We start from the raw sequence: 18,782 nt of genomic DNA, 5'->3' as shown, positions 1-18,782 counted from the left end.
CCGCCATTGCGGACGTCAGCCGCGCCGCGCGGTCAGGCGGTGCGCCAACGGCGCCGGCCCAACAACCCCAGCAGGCCGGCCAAGAGCGCCAACGCCCAGGCGCCCAGCGTCGGCACGACGACTGGCGGGGCCGCGGCCAGCGGGCCGGTCGGGTCGGCGATCACGCCATCGGCCCCGTCGCCATCGCCCACGCCGCCGTCGGTGATGGTGAAGCTGGCACTGTTACCACTGATGGCCAGGCCGGGCGGCGTGAACCAGGTGGAGCCTGCGGCGCCCACGGTTTCCCGGCCGTACTTGCCGTACTCGCCCACCGCCTGCGGCCAGGTGACGGTCATCGTCACGGTGCTGCCGGTGTCGCAGCCGGTCAGGCGGAAGCGGAACATGCCTTGCGGCAAGACCTTGCCCGGCGGCGGTGCGGCCGACGCCGCTTCGAAGCCGGTGCCTGCCGCGTCAAAGCCGCAGGCCGCGCCGCCACCGGTGAAGCTGGCGCTGGCGGGGCCGGCCGTGCCGCCCGGGCCGGGCACGGTGGTGCCGCTGAAGCTCTTGATACCGTCGATCATCACCGTCTGCGTGACTTGGGCAGCTGCCAAATAGCTGGTGTCGCCCGCCTGATCGGCGGCCAGCGTGCAGGCACCGGACGCGACCATGGTCACCGTGGTGCCTGCCACCGTGCACACCCCCGTGGTCAGCGACGAATAGACGATGGGCCGCACCGGGTTGGCGGGCGCGTCGCTGGTGGCCGGTGGGTTGATGGCGAAGGTGCCGGCGCTGGCGTAGGTGTGGCTGGCCGGGCTTTGCGCCGGGAAGGTCAGCGTCTGCGCGGCCTTGGCCACCGTCAGCGTATACGCCACGGTGGCCTCGAACGGCGCGCCGGTGCCGGTGCTGCTGTCCCTGGCCCGGACGCTGAAGATGAAGTCACCGCCCGCCGTGGGCGTGCCGCTCAGCACGCCGGCGGGGCTGAGCGCCAGGCCTGCTGGCAGCGCGCCTGCGCTGACCGAGTAGGTGTACGGGCTGACGCCGCCACTGGCCGTCAGCGTCTGGCTGTAGGCGCTGCCCACCGCCGCCGCCGCCAGGGTGCCAGGCGTCAGGGTGATGGTGGGCGCAGACACCGTCAGGGTGTAGGCTTGGCTGCCGGTGTACGGGCCGGCGCCGGCGCTGCTGTCGCGCGCCGACACCGTGAAATTGAAGCTACCTGCCGCGGTGGGCGTGCCGCTGATCACCCCCGCAGTCGACAAGGCGAGCCCCGCCGGCAGGGCGCCTGCGGTAACCGTGTACTGGTACGGCGCCGTTCCTCCGCTGGCCGTCACGGTCTGGCTGTAGGTGCTGGCGACCGCTGCGCTGGGCAGCGTGCTAGGCGCCACGGTGATGGTGGGCGGACCGATGGTGACGGTGTAGGCACGCTCGCCGCTGTAGGGCGCCGCGGGGCCGGTGGTGGCGTCGATCGCCCGGACCGAGAAGCTGAAGGTACCGCCCGAGGTGGGCGTGCCGCTCAGCACCCCCGCGCTGAGCGTCAGCCCCGGAGGCAGCGGGCCGACGGCCAGCGAATAGGTGTAGGGCGCTGTGCCGCCCGTGGCGCTGAAGGACTGGCTGTAGGCGCTGCCCACCGCGCCGTTGGGTAGCGTTGCCGGTAACACGGTCACGCCAGGCGCCATCACCTGCAAGGTGTAGGCCCGGCTGCCAGGGTACGGCCCGGTGCCGGTGCTGCTGTCGGTCGCAGTGACCGTGAAGTTGAACGTGTTCGACGCCGTGGATGTGCCGCTCAGCACACCGGCCGAGCTGAGTGTCATCCCCGGCGGCAAGGTGCCGGCGGTCACGGCGAAGGTGTAGCCCGCCGTCCCGCCGCTGGCCGAGAGGTTCTGGCTGTAGGCCGCGCCAGCGGTGGCGGCGGGCAGGGTCGCCGGCGTCACGCCGATGGTCGGCGGGTTGATCACCAGGGTGTAGCTGCGGGTGCCGCTGTGCGGCGCGCCCACGCCGGTGCTGTTGCTGGTGGCGCGTAGGGTGAAGTTAAAACTGCCGCCCGCCGTGGGCACGCCGGTGATGAGGCCAATCGTGGACAGGCTCAGGCCTGCCGGCAGCGCACCCCCCGCGACCCCGTAGGTATACGGCGCTATGCCGCCTGTGGCGGAGACGGACTGACTGTAGCCCACCCCGACGGTGCCGGCGGGCACGCTGACAGGTGTGACGGTGATGGTTGGCGGGGCAACGTTGAGGACGTAGGACTGCGAACCCAAGTGGACGCCCGAGTCCGTGGCGCTGACGGAGATCGGGAAGCTGCCCGCAGTGCTCGGTGTGCCCGACAGCACGCCGGTGACCGAGTTGAACGCCAGCCCCGCGGGCAGGGCCCCTGTCAACGCAAAGCTGTACGGCGCCACTCCCCCACTGGCCGTGACGGTCTGGCTGTAAGCCACGCCGACGGTGCTGCCGGGCAGTGCCGCTGGCGCCAGCACGATCGTGGGCGCGCTTACGGGCGTGCGGGTGTTGACCACCTGCGTGCCGCTAGCGCCCTTGATCGCTACCTCATAGTCGTAGATCACGCCACTTTGGGTCGCGCGAAAACTGAAGCCCATATAGGCGTCGGCCGCGCGGGAGGGGCCGTCCGCACCGTTCTGGGCCAAGTTGATGACGTTGCTGAGGCCGCAGGCCTCCAGATCCGCCACCGTGACCGGGCCACCCGATGGCGGGGTGCCGGGCGGGCTGCCCGGCGGCACGTACGTGGGGTAGCTCTGGATGCTGTTGACGTTCCAGACCGATCCACCGGCCTGGCGGTCGTAGCTGATGAACTGGACCGAGGCAGTGCCCGAGCTGGACTGAGAGATAAAGGCCACAGGACAGCCAGTGCCCTGGATGGTCTGATCGACGACCGAAAAGCCGCCATCGAACGCGTGCGACACGGAGGGCAATGCCAGCGCCATTGCGCCCGCAGCAGCCGCGCGGCGCAGCCCGCCACCCAAGCGCCTTGGCAGCGCGGGTGGTGGATTGATACAAACGTCGCCGGCCGACGCGCAGACTTGGCGCCACGCTGTTTGAACAAGCTTCCACATACCCCTCGCGCCCTTCTCTCGTGCACAGTTTTTGAACGGGTAGAACCAAACTGGGTAATTCCCACACGCACAACGCACATGAGTATAGAAATATTCTTACTATCCAAAAACAAATATTTACATACTGCCGACCTGTTTAGGCATTGACCAAAAATGATGTTTTTTTCTGCAGCTGGGGGACTCAAGGCAGGCCACGACGCGCGGTGAAGGCCATGCCAATGGTCTGGGCCGCGGCTGACGCGGAGGAGCGGCGAGCACCCAGGGCGCGCAGCCCGTGACCCAACGGGCAGGCACGCACCTACGCAGCCGCGATGCGGTCAAAAAAACAAGAAAATACGGCCTTCGCCCTAGAACCACCTGCGCTGGCAGCTCATGATTTCATAGCGAGCCATGTCACACCCGGGCGCCGGGCGGAAGAAAAAGTGTGAAGTCTGCCGATACGCCGGATTCTGTGCGCGCCCGGTTGCCCGGCCGCGTGACCGCCATCAATCTGGGCCGGGGGTCGCCCACCCGGCTCGGTGCCACCTACCCGCCAGCTCAGCGGAACCACCTCAATACTGGCCTACTTGGTGTTGCTGCGCGTAGAGATTGCCCGTTTCACCCACCTTGGATGCTCGTACCTTCGGCTTTCGCCTCCGGTGCGGCACCCACGGTGACTCGTCTCTGTTGCTCTGATCCTCACCTCACGGTGGAGAGCCGTTAGCTCCTACGCTGTCCTGTGCAGTCCGGACGTTCCTCCAGTGCGCTCTTTCGAGACTTGCACCAGCGGCGGTCTGGCAGGCTTCACGGGGCGATTATCGCCCGCGCCGCTCGTGCCGGAATGTCAGGGCGCCCAGATCGGCGTGCCGTTGGTGCCCATGTGAATGCTGTTGAGGATAACCAGCAACAAGCCGAGCAGCCCCAGCCCCATGGCCACGCCGCCTAATTTGCGGCGGTTGGCGCTGTAGCCGCCGACCAGCAGCGCGCAGCTGATGGCAAGAGCGAGAAGGTTGAAGTGAAACAGCGACATGAAGGCGTGGCAGAAGGCGTGCGGAGCACAGTACCGGTCCAGTATCGACCGGTACGGGCGCCGGTGTTCTGCGCCAGCGCAAGGTTTTGCGCAGTGGGCGCCGAGCGGCATATGCCTTCTTGGCATACCCATATCGCGCGAAGACGGATCAAGTGCGTGAGAATGGGCAGCAAGATCGCCTCTTTCACACCGTTTTCAGGAGCCCTGCCATGAAAGTCGACAACATCCTCCAGACCATCGGCGGCACGCCCGAAGTGCGCATCCAGCGCCTGTTCGGCCCGGACGCCCAGGTGTGGATCAAGTCCGAGCGCAGCAACCCCGGCGGCTCGATCAAGGACCGCATTGCCCTGGCCATGGTCGAAGACGCAGAGAAGTCCGGCCAATTGAAGCCCGGGGGCACCATCATCGAACCCACCAGTGGCAACACCGGCGTGGGCCTGGCGATGGTCGCGGCCGTCAAGGGCTACAAGCTGGTGCTGGTGATGCCCGAAAGCATGTCGATCGAGCGCCGCCGCCTGATGCTGGCCTATGGCGCCAAGTTCGACCTGACCCCGCGCGAAAAGGGCATGAAGGGCGCCATCGCCCGCGCCGAAGAGCTGGCCGCGCAGACGCCCGGCGCCTGGATCCCGCAGCAGTTTGAAAACCCGGCCAACGTCACCGTGCACGCTGAAACCACGGCGCAGGAGATTCTGGCCGACTTCCCGGATGGGCTGGACGTGCTGATCACCGGCGTGGGCACGGGCGGCCACATTACCGGCGTGGCCAAGGTGCTGAAGGCCAAGTGGCCCCAGCTGAAGGTGTTTGCGGTCGAGCCGACGCTGTCGCCCGTGATCAGCGGCGGCCAGCCGGCGCCGCACCCGATCCAGGGCATTGGCGCGGGCTTCATCCCCAAGAACCTGGACACCAGCCTGCTGGACGGCGTGATCCAGGTCGAGGCCGACGCGGCCAAGGACTACGGCCGCCGCAGCGCGTCGGAAGAAGGCATGCTGGTGGGCATCAGCAGCGGCGCCACGCTGGCCGCCATCGCGCAAAAGCTGCCCGAGCTGCCGGCCGGCAGCCGCGTGCTGGGCTTCAACTACGACACGGGCGAGCGCTACCTGTCGGTGGACGGCTACCTCCCGGCTTGAAGGCCTGAGGGCTTGAGGGCCTAAGCCGCGCACGCCGACGACCGACGTGCGCGACTTGGTGCGCCCTTGATGAACGCCCGGTGCCTCAACGGCGCCCACCGGGCTATGGCCAGCACCGCCAGAGCCGTCGGTTTCGCGCGACCCGAGGGGGTCCACTTCCGTCGCGGCGTCCGCTTCGCACCACACTCGTGCCAGTATTCACCTCGAAAAAGCACGATCGTGCTTTAAAACACCTTGTTTCAAGGGTTATCCAGAAGGGGCATGGGCGCCGGATCGTTCCACACTCGTCGGAGTTTTAAACGTTTGATGTAACTGTCATGATCTACCAGAAAACCGAGCTCGGTCAGCGCGCCATGAAGGATCGGCACGCCGTGGAGATCACGCGCGCGCAGCGCTCTGCCCTGATCCTGCTGGACGGCCAGCGCTCGACCGCCTCGGTACTCGACGCCACCTTGTCGCTGGGCGTGTCGCGCGAGGACATCGACCGGTTGGCCGAGCTCGGCCTGATCGCCACGATGCCTGGCTCGGCCAGCGCCGATATGCCGCGGGGCGACGCCCAGTTGACCGACTTCGCGTCCAGCACACTGGCGGCACGCCATGGCCCCATGGACTTGCCGGTGGCACCCAACAACGAAGAAGAGCGGGTGCGGCGCTACAAGAAGGCGTACCCGCTGGCCACGCAGATCACCGCCACGTTGGGGCTGCGCGGCTTCAAGCTGAACCTGGCGGTGGAATCGGCTCAGGGTTTCGACGGCCTGATCGAGCTGCTGCCCAAGATCCGCGCCGCGGTCGGCGACGAGCGCGTGCAACCACTGCGCGACGCGTTGGAAGGCCGCTGAGCGCGCCGCACCGCGGTTTTCAAGACAAATCGGCCTTCAGCCCTACAGCCACCAGCGCAAACCGCTCCTGAATCGGGAGCAATCGGTGTGACCACAAGGGCCCGAGCCCGCCCGCCAGCAGGGCAAGGACGATCAAGGCCAGCCACACCGCGCCGTGCCACTGCCGTTCGCGCCGGAAGTGGTCATTGATGCTCGCTTGCGCCGCTTCGGTTGGGTCATGCCCGCTATCATCGTCGGCCTTGCTTGATCACCACAAGCCACCGCCATGATCCGACTGTCTGAACTCCGCCTGCCGCTCGCGCAGGCCGAAGCGCCCGAGGCGCTGCTTCGCACCGCCGCCGCGGCCAAGCTGGGCCTGCCGCCCGAGGCCATCGCCACCCTCACCGTCTTCAAACGCAGCTTCGACGCGCGCAAGGCCGAGCTGCTGGCCGTCTACATCGTCGACCTCGCGCTGGCGCCGGGGCAGGACGAAGCCGCGCTGCTGGCGCGCTTTGACGCCGACCCGCACGTACAGCCCACGCCCGACATGGCCTGGCGCGCGCCCGTCAGCGCGCCTGCCGATTGGGGGGACGCCAACGCCAGCGCGCGGCCGGTGGTGATCGGCTTTGGGCCCTGCGGCATTTTTGCCGCGCTGGTGCTGGCGCAGATGGGGCTGAAGCCCATCGTGCTGGAGCGCGGCAAGCCGGTCCGCCAGCGGACGAAAGACACCTGGGGCCTGTGGCGCCAGCGCGCGCTGAACCCCGAAAGCAACGTGCAATTTGGTGAAGGCGGTGCCGGCCTGTTTTCAGACGGAAAGCTGTACAGCCAGGTGCGCGACCCACGCCACCTGGGGCGCAAGGTGATGGAAGAATTCGTCGCCGCTGGCGCGCCGGAAGAGATCCTGTGGGTGGCGCACCCGCACGTCGGCACCTTCAAGCTCGTGAAGGTGGTGGAGAACCTGCGCGCGCAGATCATCGCGCTGGGCGGTGAGATCCGCTTTCAGCACCGCGTGACCGACGTGCTACTGAATCAGGAGCTAGCCGCGCAAGCGGTTGTAGGGCTGGAGGTCGAAAACCTTCAAAACGGCGAACGCAGCACGCTGCCCACGTCGCACGTGGTGCTGGCCGTGGGCCACAGCGCGCGCGACACTTTTCAGCGACTGTACCAGCGCGGTGTGCACATGCTGGCCAAGCCGTTTTCGATCGGCGTGCGCATCGAGCACCCGCAAGGCGTGATCGACCGCGCGCGCTGGGGTCGCCACGCCGGCCACCCACTGCTGGGCGCGGCCGACTACAAACTGGTGCACCACGCCACGCAGGCCGAAGGCGCGGGCCGCGCGGTCTACAGCTTCTGCATGTGCCCGGGCGGCACCGTGGTCGCCGCCACCAGCGAGCCCGGCCGCGTCGTCACCAACGGCATGAGCCAGTATTCGCGCAACGAGCGCAACGCCAACGCCGGCATGGTGGTCGGCATCGAGCCGGCCGACTTTCCGCGCGACCCTGCGGCGTTTGAAGCCACGCTGGGCGATGCGCTGGGCGCCGCCGATGTGCCGGCGGGGCAAACCCATCCGCTGGCCGGCATCGTGCTGCAGCGCCAGCTCGAATCGGGCGCCTACGCCTTGGGCGGCGCCGACTACAACGCCCCGGCGCAGCGCGTGCAGGACTTTCTGGCGCAGCGCCCATCGACAGGGCCTGGCGAGGTGCTGCCTTCGTACCAACCCGGCGTGCTGTGGACCGACCTGCACACCGCCCTGCCCGCCTACGCCAGCGCCGCCATGCGCGAAGCGCTGCCGGCATTCGGCCGCAAGATCAGGGGCTACGACATGGCCGACGCGGTGATGACCGGCGTCGAAACCCGCACCAGCTCGCCCGTGCACCTTCGCCGCGGCGACGACCTGCAAAGCCTGAATGTGCGCGGCCTGTACCCCGCCGGTGAAGGCGCGGGCTACGCCGGCGGCATCCTGTCGGCGGGCATCGACGGCATCAAGGTGGGTGAAGCGGTGGCACTAAGCCTGATGGCGGCGACCGCTTGAGGCGATCTGTGCGCAAGCGACTGCCGCATTGCTATTCAACATATAGCTGACTGCGCCCTGCTGTATTGGCTTAACAGCTTATTTCTATTGAACGCTGGGCCGCCATCCGGCGTCTCGTTCCTTGCGGCGGCGCGACGCCGCTAGCGGCATCCAGCACGCATCGCCGAACGCACCCGGGGCTCAGCGCCCGCTGGCCTCCACCGTGGTGCGCCCGGCATCGTCTTGCGCCCACAGCTTCCAGCCGTCGCCCTCCGGCTGCGCGAAGAAGTGCAGCGGGTTGCCGCAGAACATGGCAGCGACGTTGCGCACGTCGAACGCCACCGGCTCGCGCCCGGCCACGCTGCGGAACACCTCGTGCAGATAGGTGGCCGGGATGCCGCCGTTGACCACCAGCGCCGGGTAGCCTTCCACCTGCGTGGCGTAGGCGAGGTCGGTGTGGATGCGGTGCGGGTTGTCGCAGATGGCGGAATAGCGGAAGTTCAGCACCTCGTCGGGCAGCAGGCTGCGCACGTAGCCGGGGCGCGCGCTGGCCGACTCCGTAGGGTCCGGTGCGGCGGGCGGCGCGGCTGTGACCGACTGCGGCGGCGCGCCTTCGCGCAGCACGTAGTCGCGCAGCTCGATGACGGCGGGCGCGGCCTCGCCTTCGACAAAGATGCGGTGCTCGAAGGCCACCAGCGCGAAGCGGCCCGAGCGGCCCTGCTTCATCACCGGCTCGCCCAGGCGCCGCGTTTCCTGGCGCACGTCGGCGCCGATGGCGATCTCGCCCGGAAACTGGCAGCGCCGCCCAGCAAACATCAGGCGCGGCAGGTCTTCCAGCCCCGGGATGTTGACGCGGTGGCGCGTCGCACCGTCGGGGCGCAGCGCGGACTGGCGCGTGGGCGGGTTGAACATCAGGTTGTGCCAGCCGTGCGGCAGGCGATCGCCCATCCGCAGCGACGCCGGGTCGCGGTCCAGCATGGCCAGCAGGCGCCGCACCAGGGTCAGGGAGCAGCGGTCGTGTTCGACTTCGGTGGCGGTCGGGGCGTTGGGCGAGGTCACGCGGGGGCTTTCCTGACAGGGGTGGGGGGCCGCGGCGTGCGCGGTGCAGCGAAATCCACTGTAGAGCAGCCACAAAAAAACCGCAGCGCCTGGGAGACACTGCGGTTTTGATAGCTGGTTGCGCAGATTCAGCGCCGGCCAGCGATCGATTTCACTGGAATATCAACGGCCGGCGCGCAGCGCAGCAATGCGCTCTTCCATCGGCGGGTGCGTGGCAAACAGTTTGCCGATGTCGCCGACGATGGCCATGCTCTGCAGGTTCTTGGGCATGCCCTGGCCTTCGGCGTGCATGCCGCCCAGGCGGGCCAGCGCGTTGATCATCGAGTTGGGCTGACCCATCAGGTGGGCGGCACCGGCGTCGGCGCGGAATTCGCGCTGGCGCGAGAACCAGGCCACGATGATGCCGGCCAGAAAGCCGAACAGGATGTCCAGCACGATGGTGGTCACGTAGTAGCCGATGCCGGGGCCGCTGCTGTCGTTGTCGCGGCGCAGGAAGCCGTCGACCAGCGAGCCGATGATGCGGCTGGCGAACACGACGAAGGTGTTCATCACGCCCTGGATCAGCGCCATGGTGACCATGTCGCCGTTGGCCACGTGAGACACCTCGTGGCCGATCACCGCCTCGACCTCCTCGCGCGTCATGCCGCGCAGGAGGCCGGTGGACACGGCCACCAGGGCCGAGTTCTTGAACGCGCCGGTGGCAAAGGCGTTGGCCTCGCCCTCATAAATACCGACTTCGGGCATGCCGATGCCGGCCTGCCCGGCGAACTTGCGCACGGTCTCGACGATCCAGGCCTCGTCGGCGTTGGCGGGCTGGTCGATGATCTTCACGCCCATGGACATCTTGGCCATGGTCTTGCTCATCAGCAGCGAAATGATCGAGCCGGCAAAGCCCACCACCAGCGAGAAGATCATCAGCTGCCCGGTGTCGGTGCCGGTGTAGCGACCCAGCCCGAACAGGCTGGTGATGATGCCCACCACCACCATCACGGCGATGTTGGTGAGCACAAACAACATGATGCGTTTCATCGTTTTCCTTCGAAGAGGGAAGTCGTGCCACCCCGGCACGAAAAGCGGGTGCCATCACATGTGGGCCAACCGGCCCGCTTCAAGCCGCCCGCACTCCGAGCGGCTTGGATACCCCGGCACAGGCCGGGTTCCCACGAAGTTATCACGGAAGCTGCCCGCTGGGCCGGCCCGTCGGCGCCCGCTTGAAGTTCGCGGCGCAGCACCGGCGGCGGCACATGCGCAGCCCAACGCACATCCGCACTGCCATTTGGCACATGCATGGCATCCTATGATGGTCGCCGCAGTATCTTCCGACCTATTTCCACCCTTACGAAGACGCCCATGAACACCCTCGCCTGGCTCGACCGCCTGACGGCCATCGACACCACCAGCCGCAACTCCAACCTCGGCCTGATCGAAACCGTGCGCGACGCGCTGCAGGCGCAGGGCCTGAAACCCTGGCTGAACCTGAATGGCGACGGAACCAAGGCCAACCTGTTCTGCACCGTGCCCGCCGCCAGCGGCGACACGCAGGGCGGCATCTGCCTGTCCGGCCACACCGACGTGGTGCCCGTGGACGGGCAGGACTGGCACAGCGACCCGTTCCGACTGACGCAAAAGGACGACAAGTGGTACGCCCGCGGCAGCTGCGACATGAAGGGCTTCATCGCCGCGTCGCTGGCGCTGGTGCCTGACCTGGTCGCCAAGCCGCGCAGCAAGCCGCTGCATCTGGCGCTGTCGTACGACGAGGAGATCTGCTGCGTCGGCGCGCCCTTCATGCTGGCCGAGCTGCGCGAGCGCGGCATCCGCATCGACGGCTGCGTGGTGGGCGAGCCCACGTCCATGCGCCCGGTGGTCGCGCACAAGGGCCTGAACCTGTACCACTGCAGCGTGCACGGCAAGGCCGCGCATTCGTCGCTGACGCCCAAGGGCTGCAACGCCATCGAGTACGCGGCGCGGCTGATCTGCCACATCCGCGACCTGGCCGACGCCTGGCGCGCCGAAGGCCCGTTCGACGAGGCCTACGACGTGCCCTACACCACCATCACCACCAACATGATCGGTGGCGGTGTGGCGGTGAACACCATCCCCGAGGCCTGCCAGTTCAGCTACGAGTTCCGCAACCTGCCTGTGGTGTCGCCCGACAGCGTGCAGCAGCGCGTGCAGGACTACGTCAGCCAGGAACTGCTGCCGCGCATGCAGCGCGAATTCCCCGAAGCCAGCATCGTGATCGAGAAAGGCGCCTCCGCGCCTGGCCTGGACGCCAGCGAGCAAGCCGCCATCACCCAGCTGGTGCGCGCGCTGACGGCCGACCGCGAAGTGCGCAAGGTCGCCTACGGCACCGAAGCGGGGTTGTTCCAGCAGCTGGGCGTGCCCACTATCCTGTGCGGCCCGGGCTCGATCGAGCAGGCGCACAAGCCCGACGAGTTCGTCGAGCAAAGCCAGCTGGACCAGTGCGACCGCTTCCTGCAGCAGCTGGTGGCCACGCTTTGACACCCCCCACCTCACTATTGATTCAATAGCTTGCCGCGCTGTTGGCTGTAGGGCTAACGGCCAATTTCATTCAGAATGCCGGCGCAGCGGTCGGAACACGTCCACATCGGCGTAGAACGCCGGATCGGCGTTGGCGGGCCACCAGCCCGGCACGCCCAGCACCGGCAGCGGCACGAACGGCTTGGTCGCCAGGCGCTCGGGGGTGAGCGCGTCGGCCAGGGCCGCGTCCAGCGCACGCAGATCGCCCGCCGCATCGAACGGCGCGTCCACGCGCAGCACGTGGACGGTGATGGACTTGTAGGGCGCCAGCAGCTTTTCCAGCGCGGCGTGGCCGAACAGCAGGAAGCTCGCCTCGCGCCACAGCGGCCGCAGCGGGCCGAACAGTTCGGCCCAGCGGCGCTCGGCCAACGCATTCCACAGCGCATCGGGCGCATGCAGCAGGGCGCCGTTTTCGTCGAACACCGTGATCGCGTCGCGCACCGGCCCGCGCCGCGCCTGCACGCCGTCGCGGGCGATCTCGGCGGCCTGCAGTCGGTTCAGGTGGCGCTTGGTGACGGGCAGGCCCAGCCAGACGAGCGCGTTAAAAAAGTCGTGCCAGCCGGTGCGGGTGGGCACGGCGCCGCTGTCGAAGATGAAGCGCTCGTACGCGGCACCGGGCGGCAGCGCCTGGGGCGGCACGAAGCGCACGGGCGCGTCGCCGGTCGCGTTCAGCGCGTCGGTCAGCGGCTGGCCCGCAGCGTGGCGCGCCAGCGCGGCCTGCCCGGCGCGCGCCCAGGGCGTGAACCAGGGCTGCGCCCAGTCGGGCGCCGCGCTTAGCGGCGATGCCAGGGCGCCGCCATCAGGGTGCGGGCCTGGGACGGCGTCAGACAGCATGGAATCCAGAGAGCACATGGTTGCCGGGAAGTCCCTTTTTTTCAGGGCGTGCACACGTGTCACGCCCAGCTCAGCCCGCTTTCTTTTCAGCCACCACAAACGCGGCAAAGTCCGACAGGTAGGCCGCCACCATCTGGCGCGTGGCCTCGTCCTGCAGGCGGTGCTCGGCGTCGAACTGGTTCTGCGCACGCGACACCAGCACGTTGCGCGCACTGAACAGCTGCACCCCCAGGACCTTGAGCGTCGGCAGCCAAGCGTTCTGCGACGAAAGGGTGCCAAAGCCGCCCATCGACGCGCCCATCAGCCCCGTCGGCTTGCGCCCGAAGGTGGTCTTCATGTCGCTGCGCGACAGCCAGTCGATGGCGTTCTTGAACACGCCAGGCACGCCCTGGTTGTATTCCGGCGTGACCAGCAGCAGCCCGTCGGCCGCTGCGATGCGCGCCTTCAGCGCCAGCACGGCTTCGGGCATGCCTTGCTGCTCGACGTCGCCGTCGTACAGCGGGATGCCGTGCAAGGTGGCGACCTCGAGCGTGGCGCCCTCAGGCGTCAGTTGCTGGGCGGTGCGCGCCAGCGCGGTGTTGTAGGAGCCGCTGCGCAGGCTGCCGGAGATCGCGAGAAGGTGCATGGTGAGAGATCGGAGGAAGGGGCCGCAAGCGGCCGAATGCAAGGAAGAATTGTCGGCTGGCGACCGGCCGCCAGCCGCCCGGCCGAAGCGGTCATCCAGGACGCTGCGTGTTCAGTCCCGGCAGCCGATGTGCTATAGATTATGCAGCTGCTCGCGCAGATGGTTGTAGCGCTGCAGGCCAAAACAACCCAAAAACCGCAACGCCACAGGGACGCGGCACACCCGGTGCCCGCGACTCACGACGGACGCAAATGGACGCCGTCCAGGCTGGGCGGTGACAACGGCTTGGCGGTGCTGCCCGGGCGCACGGTGCCGAAGCGCCGGCCAGCGTTCCAGTCGTCGGCGGCCTGCTGGATTTCCTCGTGCGTGCGTGCCACGAAGTTCCACCACACCATGATCGGCTCGCCAAACGGCCGACCGCCCAGCAGCAGCACCTGCGCGGCGGTGCTGGTGCGCAGGCGCAGCTCGGTGCGACCGGGCGGAAAGTACAGCAGCTCGCCCTGGGGCAGCGCTTCGCCGGCCAGTTCGGCCTCGCCGCGCAGCACCATGGCGCCGTATTCGAAGTCGGCCTGCAGCGGCAGCGTGTTGTCGGCCGCGCCCGCGCTGGTGAAGTCGACGCCGACCAGCGGCGTATAGACCTGCGTTGGCGCCGTGAGGCCCAGCGCCGTGCCGGCCAGCACCGTGGCGCGCCAACCGCCCACGTCGGCGGTGGGCAGGTCGGCGTAGTTGCTGAACGCCGGCTCGCGGTCTTTTTCTTCCTTGGGCAGCGCGATCCACAACTGCGCCGCGTGCATGGCGGCGCCTTCCTGCGCGCTGTCCTCGGTGTGCGAGATGCCGCGCCCGGCGGTCATCAGGTTGACCTGGCCGGGGCGGATCACCTGTTCGTTGCCCAGCGAGTCGCGGTGCACCACCTCGCCTTCGATCATCCAGGTGAAGGTCTGAAGGCCGATGTGCGGGTGCGGGCCCACGTGCATGCCCTTGCCGGGCGCGAACTGCACCGGCCCCAGGTGGTCGAGGAAGCACCACGCGCCGACCAGGCGGCGTTCGCGGTTGGGCAGCGCGCGGCGGATCTGGGTGTCTTCACCGACGATGGAGCTGCGCGACGGGTAGCGGATGGGGGCGGGTGCGTTCATGGTGAAAGGCTGGCGCCGTGCGCCAGCGAGTTGGCCCGGTATTCGGGGTGCTTATCGATGTAGGCCTTCACGAAGGGGCAGTCGGGCCGCACCTTCAGGCCCTGCTCGGCCGCGTAGTCCAGGATGTGCTTGACCAGACGCGCACCGATGCCGCGCCCGCCCAGCTCCTTGGGCACGATGGTGTGCAGGTAGGCGATGCCGCCGGGAAAGCGCTCGAATTCCTCGTAGGCGGTGGCCGTCCACGGTCCATTCGAACCGGTGCGTGGCCTCGTTCAGGGTGATGGCTGGCTCGTCGCTCATGGCTCGGATCTCCTCGGTGGCGCGCCGCGCAGGCCGCGGCGTCAGGGGGTCAACAGGTGCGGTAGCCACCTTAACGCAAGGCGACCCGCGGCGCACGCCGAAAGGCGGTCGGCATCACGTGGCCGGCGCCTGCTCGACCGGGGCCGCCGTGGTCTCGGTGCCATTGCGCAGCACCAGATCGCGCCCGGCGAAGCGGCCGCCGGCGATTTCCAGGGTGAAGCGCTCGCGGTCGCGTCGGCGCAGCTCTGCCAGGTTTTCGTCGGCCTCGTCGTCGCTCGCGCCCAGCGCCTTGGCGGTGGCGTGGCCCAGCACCAGTGCCGATTCGAAGGTTTCGCGCACCACCACGTCGGCGTCGGTCTTGACCAGCGCCAGCGCGTGCTCGCGGTCGTAGGCGCGCACGATCAGCTCGGCCTGCGGAAACTGCTGCTTGGCGGTTTCGGCGATCAGCGTGGCGGCGGCGCGGTCGTCGATGCAGACCACGATGGCGCGCGCATGGTGCGCGCCGGCGGCGTGCAGCACATCGGTGCGGGCGCCATCGCCGAAGTAAACCTTGAAGCCATATTTGTTGGCTTCGCGGATGGTGGTGGTGTCGCTGTCGATGATGGTGATGTCGGCCCCGCGCAGCAGTGCGGCCTGCGTCACGATCTGGCCCACGCGGCCGAAGCCGATGATCAGCACGTTGCCGCACAGGTCGTGCGCGGGCTCCACACCTTCCATCGACTCGGGCGCGGGCCTGGCCAGGCGCTTGTGCAGCGCCACCACCAGCGGCGTAAAGGCCATCGACAGCACGATGATCGCCGTCATGTTGGCGTTGACCTCGGGCGTGATCACGCGCTGCGCCAGCGCCTGCGCGTACAGCACGAAGGCGAATTCACCGCCCTGCGCCATCAGGATCGCGCGGTCCACCGCGTCGGCGCGGCTGCTCTTGGCGAAGCGCGCCACGGCGTAGATACAGGCCGCCTTAGTGGCCATCAGCGCCAGCGTGCCGCCCAGCACCAGCGGCCAGTGGCTGGCCACCGTGGCCAGGTCGAGCGACATGCCCACGGCCAGGAAGAACAGGCCCAGCAGCAGGCCGCGGAACGGCTCGACATCGGCCTCCAGCTGGTGGCGGAAGGTCGATTCGGACAACAGCACGCCGGCCAGGAAGGCGCCCATGGCCATCGACAGACCACCCAGTTCCATCAGCAGCGCCGCGCCCAGCACCACCAGCAGCGCGGCGGCGGTCATCACCTCGCGCGCCTTGGCACGCGCCAGCACGCGAAACAGCGGGTTCAACAGCCAGATGCCCGCGGCCACCAGCGCACCCAGCGCCAGCAGCGCGGTGCCGATGCGCTGCCACAGCGGCGACGTGGCGGCGTGCGCAGCGTCGGCCGGCGCCAGGAAGGCGACCACGGCCAGCAAGGGCACGATCAGCAGGTCTTCAAACAGCAGGATCGAGACGATGCGCTGCCCGCGCGGCGTGGCGATGTCGCCGCGCTCGTTCAGCAGCTGCATCACGATGGCGGTGGACGTCAGCACGAAGCCCGCACCCGCGACGAAGGACACCGGCCACGAATAGCCGAAGGCCACGCCCACCGCCGTCAGCAGCGCGCTGCACACCACCACCTGCAGGCTGCCCAGGCCGAAGATCTGCCGGCGCAGGCCCCACAGGTGCGTGGGGTTCATCTCCAGCCCGATGACGAACAGGAACATCACCACGCCCAGTTCGGCCACGTGCAGGATGGTCTGCGGGTCACTCACCAGCTTCAGCCCGAACGGGCCGATGGCCAGCCCGCCCGCCAGGTAACCAAGCACCGCGCCAAGGCCCAGGCGCTTGAACACCGGCACGGCGATCACCGCGGCGCCCAGCAGCGTCACCATGCTGACCAGTTGGCCGGTCATGCCCCCTTCTGCTGCCATACCATCCCATTCGCTGGATTCGGATCAAGGGCGCAACGATACACCCGCCGGTTCGCCCGGCGCCGCGCACCCGCACCACAAAAAAAGCGGCGCCGGGTCGACCGGCGCCGCTGCCTGAACCGGCCGAGGCTCAGGCCCCGTGCAGGCCGCCAAAGCGGCCGCTGTTGAAGTCCGTGATGGCTTCGGCGATCTGCGCCTGGCTGTTCATCACGAACGGGCCGTAGCCCACCACCGGCTCGTCGATCGGCTCGCCCGCCAGCACCAGCAGCTTGGCGTTGCCATTGGCCTCGACGGTCAGGCCGCTGCCCTCGGTCGACAGCGTCGCCATTTCGGCCGCGCGCAGCACCTCGGTGCCGTTGACCATCACCGTGCCGTCCAGCACCACCACCAGCGTGCTCCAGCCTTCGGGCTGGGCCAGGTCGGCAGTGGCGCCGGCGTTCAGGCGCACGTCCCACACGTGCATCGGCGTGTAGGTCTCGGCCGGGCCGCGCTGGCCACCGTGTTCGCCGGCGATCACGCGCACCCGGCCCGCATCGGCCGGCAGCGCCACGCTGGGGATCTGCGCGTCGGTGATGCCCTGGTAATGCGCCGGCGTCATCTTGTCGCGCGCAGGCAGGTTGACCCACAGCTGCACCATCTCGAACGGGCCGCCGCTGCGGCTGTACGCCTCGGAATGGAACTCTTCGTGCAGGATGCCGCCGCCGGCCGTCATCCACTGCACGTCGCCGCGGCCGATGACGCCACCGGCGCCGGTCGAATCGCGGTGCTCCACCTCGCCGTCGTAGACGATGGTCACCGTTTCAAACCCGCGGTGCGGGTGCTGGCCCACGCCGCGCCGGTGGCCGCTGTGGGGGCTGAAGGTGGTCGGCGCCGCGTAGTCCAGCATCAGGAACGGGCTGCGTTCGGCCACGCCCGGCCCGTTGTAGCCGAACATGCCATGCACGGGAAAGCCGTCGCCCACCCAGTGGCGACCGGGCGCACTGACCTTGGCCAGCACGCGCTTGGGGGCGCTGCGGGTGTCGACGGGGTCGTTGGCGATCGGGGTGGTCACGGTGTTCATGTGTTTCTCCTGATAAGGGGGCGCACCGCAACGGGGCGCCATGCAGGCATAGTAGGCGTCGCAATGCCAGAATGAAAGGCCTGAATATTCAACTCATCGTCTTATCAGTGGAACAATCAAGCCACGGGCGGCCGAACGCCAAGACAGCTCGTCAGCGCCAAGATATTTGATTCATATTGACCTCCAGCCCTACAACCACCTGCGCAATCAGCTCCCAACACAATAGCAAAATCGGCGCATGAGCCCCTTGACCGACCTGAACGACCTGGCCTACTTCGCCGCCGTGGCCGAACACGGTGGCTTCGCCGCGGCCGAGCGCGCGATCGACGTGCCCAAATCCAAGCTCAGCCGCCGCGTCGCGCAGTTGGAAGCGCGCCTGGGCACGCGGCTGATCCAGCGCACCACGCGCCGCTTCGCCCTCACCGACACCGGCCTCGCCGTGCTGGAACACGCCCGCGCCATGCTGGCCGAAGCCGAAGCCGCCGAGGCGCTGGCCGCCGCCGACGGCGGGGTGCCGCGCGGCACCGTTCGCCTGTCCTGCCCGCCCGCGCTGCTGCACGCCGCCGTCGGGCCGATGCTGACGCGCTACCTGAACGCCTGGCCGCAGGTGCAGCTGCAGGTGCGCGCCACCAACGCCAACGTCGACGTGTGGGAAGGCGGGGTCGATCTGGCCGTGCGCGCCCGCGCGCCCGACGCGCCCCTGCCGCGCGAGGAAACCCTGCGCCCGCTGGCGCTCAGCCCACACCTGCTGGTGGCCGCGCCGCGCCTGCTGGCCACCGGCATGCCGCCGACGGCGCCGGGGCAGTTGGCCCGCCTGCCCACGCTGGGCCTCGGCAATTCCGACGAGACTCAGGCCTGGCGCCTGACCGGCCCGCACGGCCAGACCACCACCGTCGCGCACACCCCGCGCCTGATCGCCGACGACATGGCCGCCCTGCGCGACGCCGCGCTGGCCGGCGTCGGCTGCGCCGCACTGCCGCGCCTGATCGCGCACGACGCCCTGGCGGACGGCGCGCTGCAGGAAGTGCTGCCCGGCTGGGCGCCCCGCCCCGCGCTGATCCAGGTCGCCTTCGCCACCCGCCGCGGCATGCGCCCCGCCGTGCGCCAGCTGGTGGACGCGCTGGCCGCTGGCTTTGGCACGCTGATCGACGAGGGCCGCTGCCTGGCACCGCCGCAGGGGTGAATCGCGGCGCCCCAAGCCATACCCTGCGTCACACGGGTGGGCGGCTGATAGTCACTTTTTGAAGTCCCCTCGATTTTCTGGGCCAGTCAGAAGTAGAGGTTAGGGAACAGTTTGACACGGTACTCGACCGGCGGGATGCGGC

Annotated in this window: 14 protein-coding genes, 1 other RNA gene and 1 pseudogene; 5 read left to right on the top strand and 11 right to left on the bottom strand. The window is 68.7% G+C overall.

From position 1 onward, the window contains the following. Window positions 1-32: 32 nt before the first annotated feature. The 3 genes from FVQ98_RS04195 to FVQ98_RS19580 form a co-directional block, all read right to left on the bottom strand. Window positions 33-2,912, bottom strand: coding sequence for a beta strand repeat-containing protein (locus tag FVQ98_RS04195; protein ID WP_187265624.1), 2,880 nt, complete (start codon window positions 2,910-2,912; stop codon window positions 33-35). Between the two features lie 551 nt (window positions 2,913-3,463). Then, an RNA gene (gene rnpB, locus FVQ98_RS04190) (RNase P RNA component class A) lies at window positions 3,464-3,826 on the bottom strand. Window positions 3,827-3,864: 38 nt separating this feature from the next. Further along, window positions 3,865-4,050 carry a hypothetical protein gene (locus FVQ98_RS19580; RefSeq protein WP_187265623.1) on the bottom strand — a complete coding sequence of 62 codons (186 nt, stop codon included), beginning with the start codon at window positions 4,048-4,050 and terminating at the stop codon, window positions 3,865-3,867. A gap of 209 nt (window positions 4,051-4,259) precedes the next feature. On the opposite strand from FVQ98_RS19580, the gene cysK reads away from it, so the two are divergent. The 3 genes from cysK (at window position 4,260) to FVQ98_RS04170 (ending at window position 8,027) form a co-directional block, all read left to right on the top strand. Then, the gene (cysK, locus tag FVQ98_RS04180; RefSeq protein ID WP_147912188.1) at window positions 4,260-5,177 is read left to right on the top strand and encodes a cysteine synthase A; all 918 of its coding nucleotides are present in this window, start codon (window positions 4,260-4,262) and stop codon (window positions 5,175-5,177) included. 317 nt (window positions 5,178-5,494) lie between these two features. Then, entirely contained in the window at window positions 5,495-6,016 is a 522-nt protein-coding gene (locus tag FVQ98_RS04175; protein WP_147912187.1) for a hypothetical protein, read from the top strand. Between the two features lie 265 nt (window positions 6,017-6,281). Further along, window positions 6,282-8,027, top strand: a complete 1,746-nt coding sequence (locus tag FVQ98_RS04170; RefSeq protein WP_147912186.1) for an NAD(P)/FAD-dependent oxidoreductase — start codon at window positions 6,282-6,284, stop codon at window positions 8,025-8,027. Window positions 8,028-8,207: 180 nt separating this feature from the next. Here the strand turns inward: FVQ98_RS04170 and FVQ98_RS04165 are convergent, their stop codons facing one another. After that, window positions 8,208-9,065 carry an HTD2 family dehydratase gene (locus tag FVQ98_RS04165; RefSeq protein ID WP_147912185.1) on the bottom strand — a complete coding sequence of 286 codons (858 nt, stop codon included), beginning with the start codon at window positions 9,063-9,065 and terminating at the stop codon, window positions 8,208-8,210. A 162-nt stretch (window positions 9,066-9,227) separates the two neighbouring features. Further along, window positions 9,228-10,094 carry a protease HtpX gene (htpX, locus tag FVQ98_RS04160; RefSeq protein ID WP_147912184.1) on the bottom strand — a complete coding sequence of 289 codons (867 nt, stop codon included), beginning with the start codon at window positions 10,092-10,094 and terminating at the stop codon, window positions 9,228-9,230. Window positions 10,095-10,415: 321 nt separating this feature from the next. Here htpX and argE point away from each other — a divergent pair, with 321 nt between their 5' ends. Then, on the top strand, window positions 10,416-11,567 hold the full coding sequence (gene argE / locus FVQ98_RS04155) for an acetylornithine deacetylase (RefSeq protein WP_147912183.1): 1,152 nt from the start codon (window positions 10,416-10,418) through the stop codon (window positions 11,565-11,567). A gap of 66 nt (window positions 11,568-11,633) precedes the next feature. Here the strand turns inward: argE and FVQ98_RS04150 are convergent, their stop codons facing one another. From FVQ98_RS04150 to FVQ98_RS04125, 6 genes and pseudogenes are all read right to left on the bottom strand, one after another. After that, window positions 11,634-12,440 carry a DUF3025 domain-containing protein gene (locus FVQ98_RS04150; RefSeq protein ID WP_147912182.1) on the bottom strand — a complete coding sequence of 269 codons (807 nt, stop codon included), beginning with the start codon at window positions 12,438-12,440 and terminating at the stop codon, window positions 11,634-11,636. A 70-nt stretch (window positions 12,441-12,510) separates the two neighbouring features. After that, complete coding sequence (locus tag FVQ98_RS04145; protein WP_147912181.1) at window positions 12,511-13,065, bottom strand: NADPH-dependent FMN reductase; 555 nt, start codon at window positions 13,063-13,065, stop codon at window positions 12,511-12,513. Window positions 13,066-13,301: 236 nt separating this feature from the next. Beyond that, window positions 13,302-14,198 carry a pirin family protein gene (locus tag FVQ98_RS04140; protein WP_147912180.1) on the bottom strand — a complete coding sequence of 299 codons (897 nt, stop codon included), beginning with the start codon at window positions 14,196-14,198 and terminating at the stop codon, window positions 13,302-13,304. Then, window positions 14,195-14,416 (bottom strand): annotated as a pseudogene (locus FVQ98_RS04135) (GNAT family N-acetyltransferase); the annotation flags it as partial. The gene FVQ98_RS04140 and the pseudogene FVQ98_RS04135, both read right to left, overlap by 4 nt. 196 nt (window positions 14,417-14,612) lie before the next feature. Next, window positions 14,613-16,397, bottom strand: coding sequence for a monovalent cation:proton antiporter-2 (CPA2) family protein (locus FVQ98_RS04130; RefSeq protein ID WP_147912179.1), 1,785 nt, complete (start codon window positions 16,395-16,397; stop codon window positions 14,613-14,615). Window positions 16,398-16,527: 130 nt separating this feature from the next. Further along, complete coding sequence (locus FVQ98_RS04125) at window positions 16,528-17,457, bottom strand: pirin family protein (protein WP_147912178.1); 930 nt, start codon at window positions 17,455-17,457, stop codon at window positions 16,528-16,530. Between the two features lie 238 nt (window positions 17,458-17,695). On the opposite strand from FVQ98_RS04125, the gene FVQ98_RS04120 reads away from it, so the two are divergent. Beyond that, window positions 17,696-18,640, top strand: coding sequence for a LysR substrate-binding domain-containing protein (locus FVQ98_RS04120; RefSeq protein ID WP_222707555.1), 945 nt, complete (start codon window positions 17,696-17,698; stop codon window positions 18,638-18,640). Window positions 18,641-18,782: the final 142 nt, after the last annotated feature.

This window comes from Ottowia flava (assembly GCF_008017535.1).
Classification (GTDB): domain Bacteria; phylum Pseudomonadota; class Gammaproteobacteria; order Burkholderiales; family Burkholderiaceae_C; genus Ottowia; species Ottowia flava.
Note: the sequence above shows the minus strand (reverse complement) of the source record. Positions and strands in the feature narration are given on the sequence as shown.

What these genes read in the sequence shown, in the direction of transcription:
- FVQ98_RS04195 (WP_187265624.1), bottom strand. Translation starts at nt 2,912, where the DNA reads ATGGCGCTGGCATTGCCCTCCGTGTCGCACGCGTTCGATGGCGGCTTT.
- FVQ98_RS19580 (WP_187265623.1), bottom strand. Translation starts at nt 4,050, where the DNA reads ATGTCGCTGTTTCACTTCAACCTTCTCGCTCTTGCCATCAGCTGCGCG.
- cysK (WP_147912188.1), top strand. Translation starts at nt 4,260, where the DNA reads ATGAAAGTCGACAACATCCTCCAGACCATCGGCGGCACGCCCGAAGTG.
- FVQ98_RS04175 (WP_147912187.1), top strand. Translation starts at nt 5,495, where the DNA reads ATGATCTACCAGAAAACCGAGCTCGGTCAGCGCGCCATGAAGGATCGG.
- FVQ98_RS04170 (WP_147912186.1), top strand. Translation starts at nt 6,282, where the DNA reads ATGATCCGACTGTCTGAACTCCGCCTGCCGCTCGCGCAGGCCGAAGCG.
- htpX (WP_147912184.1), bottom strand. Translation starts at nt 10,094, where the DNA reads ATGAAACGCATCATGTTGTTTGTGCTCACCAACATCGCCGTGATGGTG.
- argE (WP_147912183.1), top strand. Translation starts at nt 10,416, where the DNA reads ATGAACACCCTCGCCTGGCTCGACCGCCTGACGGCCATCGACACCACC.
- FVQ98_RS04150 (WP_147912182.1), bottom strand. Translation starts at nt 12,440, where the DNA reads ATGCTGTCTGACGCCGTCCCAGGCCCGCACCCTGATGGCGGCGCCCTG.
- FVQ98_RS04145 (WP_147912181.1), bottom strand. Translation starts at nt 13,065, where the DNA reads ATGCACCTTCTCGCGATCTCCGGCAGCCTGCGCAGCGGCTCCTACAAC.
- FVQ98_RS04140 (WP_147912180.1), bottom strand. Translation starts at nt 14,198, where the DNA reads ATGAACGCACCCGCCCCCATCCGCTACCCGTCGCGCAGCTCCATCGTC.
- FVQ98_RS04130 (WP_147912179.1), bottom strand. Translation starts at nt 16,397, where the DNA reads ATGGCAGCAGAAGGGGGCATGACCGGCCAACTGGTCAGCATGGTGACG.
- FVQ98_RS04125 (WP_147912178.1), bottom strand. Translation starts at nt 17,457, where the DNA reads ATGAACACCGTGACCACCCCGATCGCCAACGACCCCGTCGACACCCGC.
- FVQ98_RS04120 (WP_222707555.1), top strand. Translation starts at nt 17,696, where the DNA reads ATGAGCCCCTTGACCGACCTGAACGACCTGGCCTACTTCGCCGCCGTG.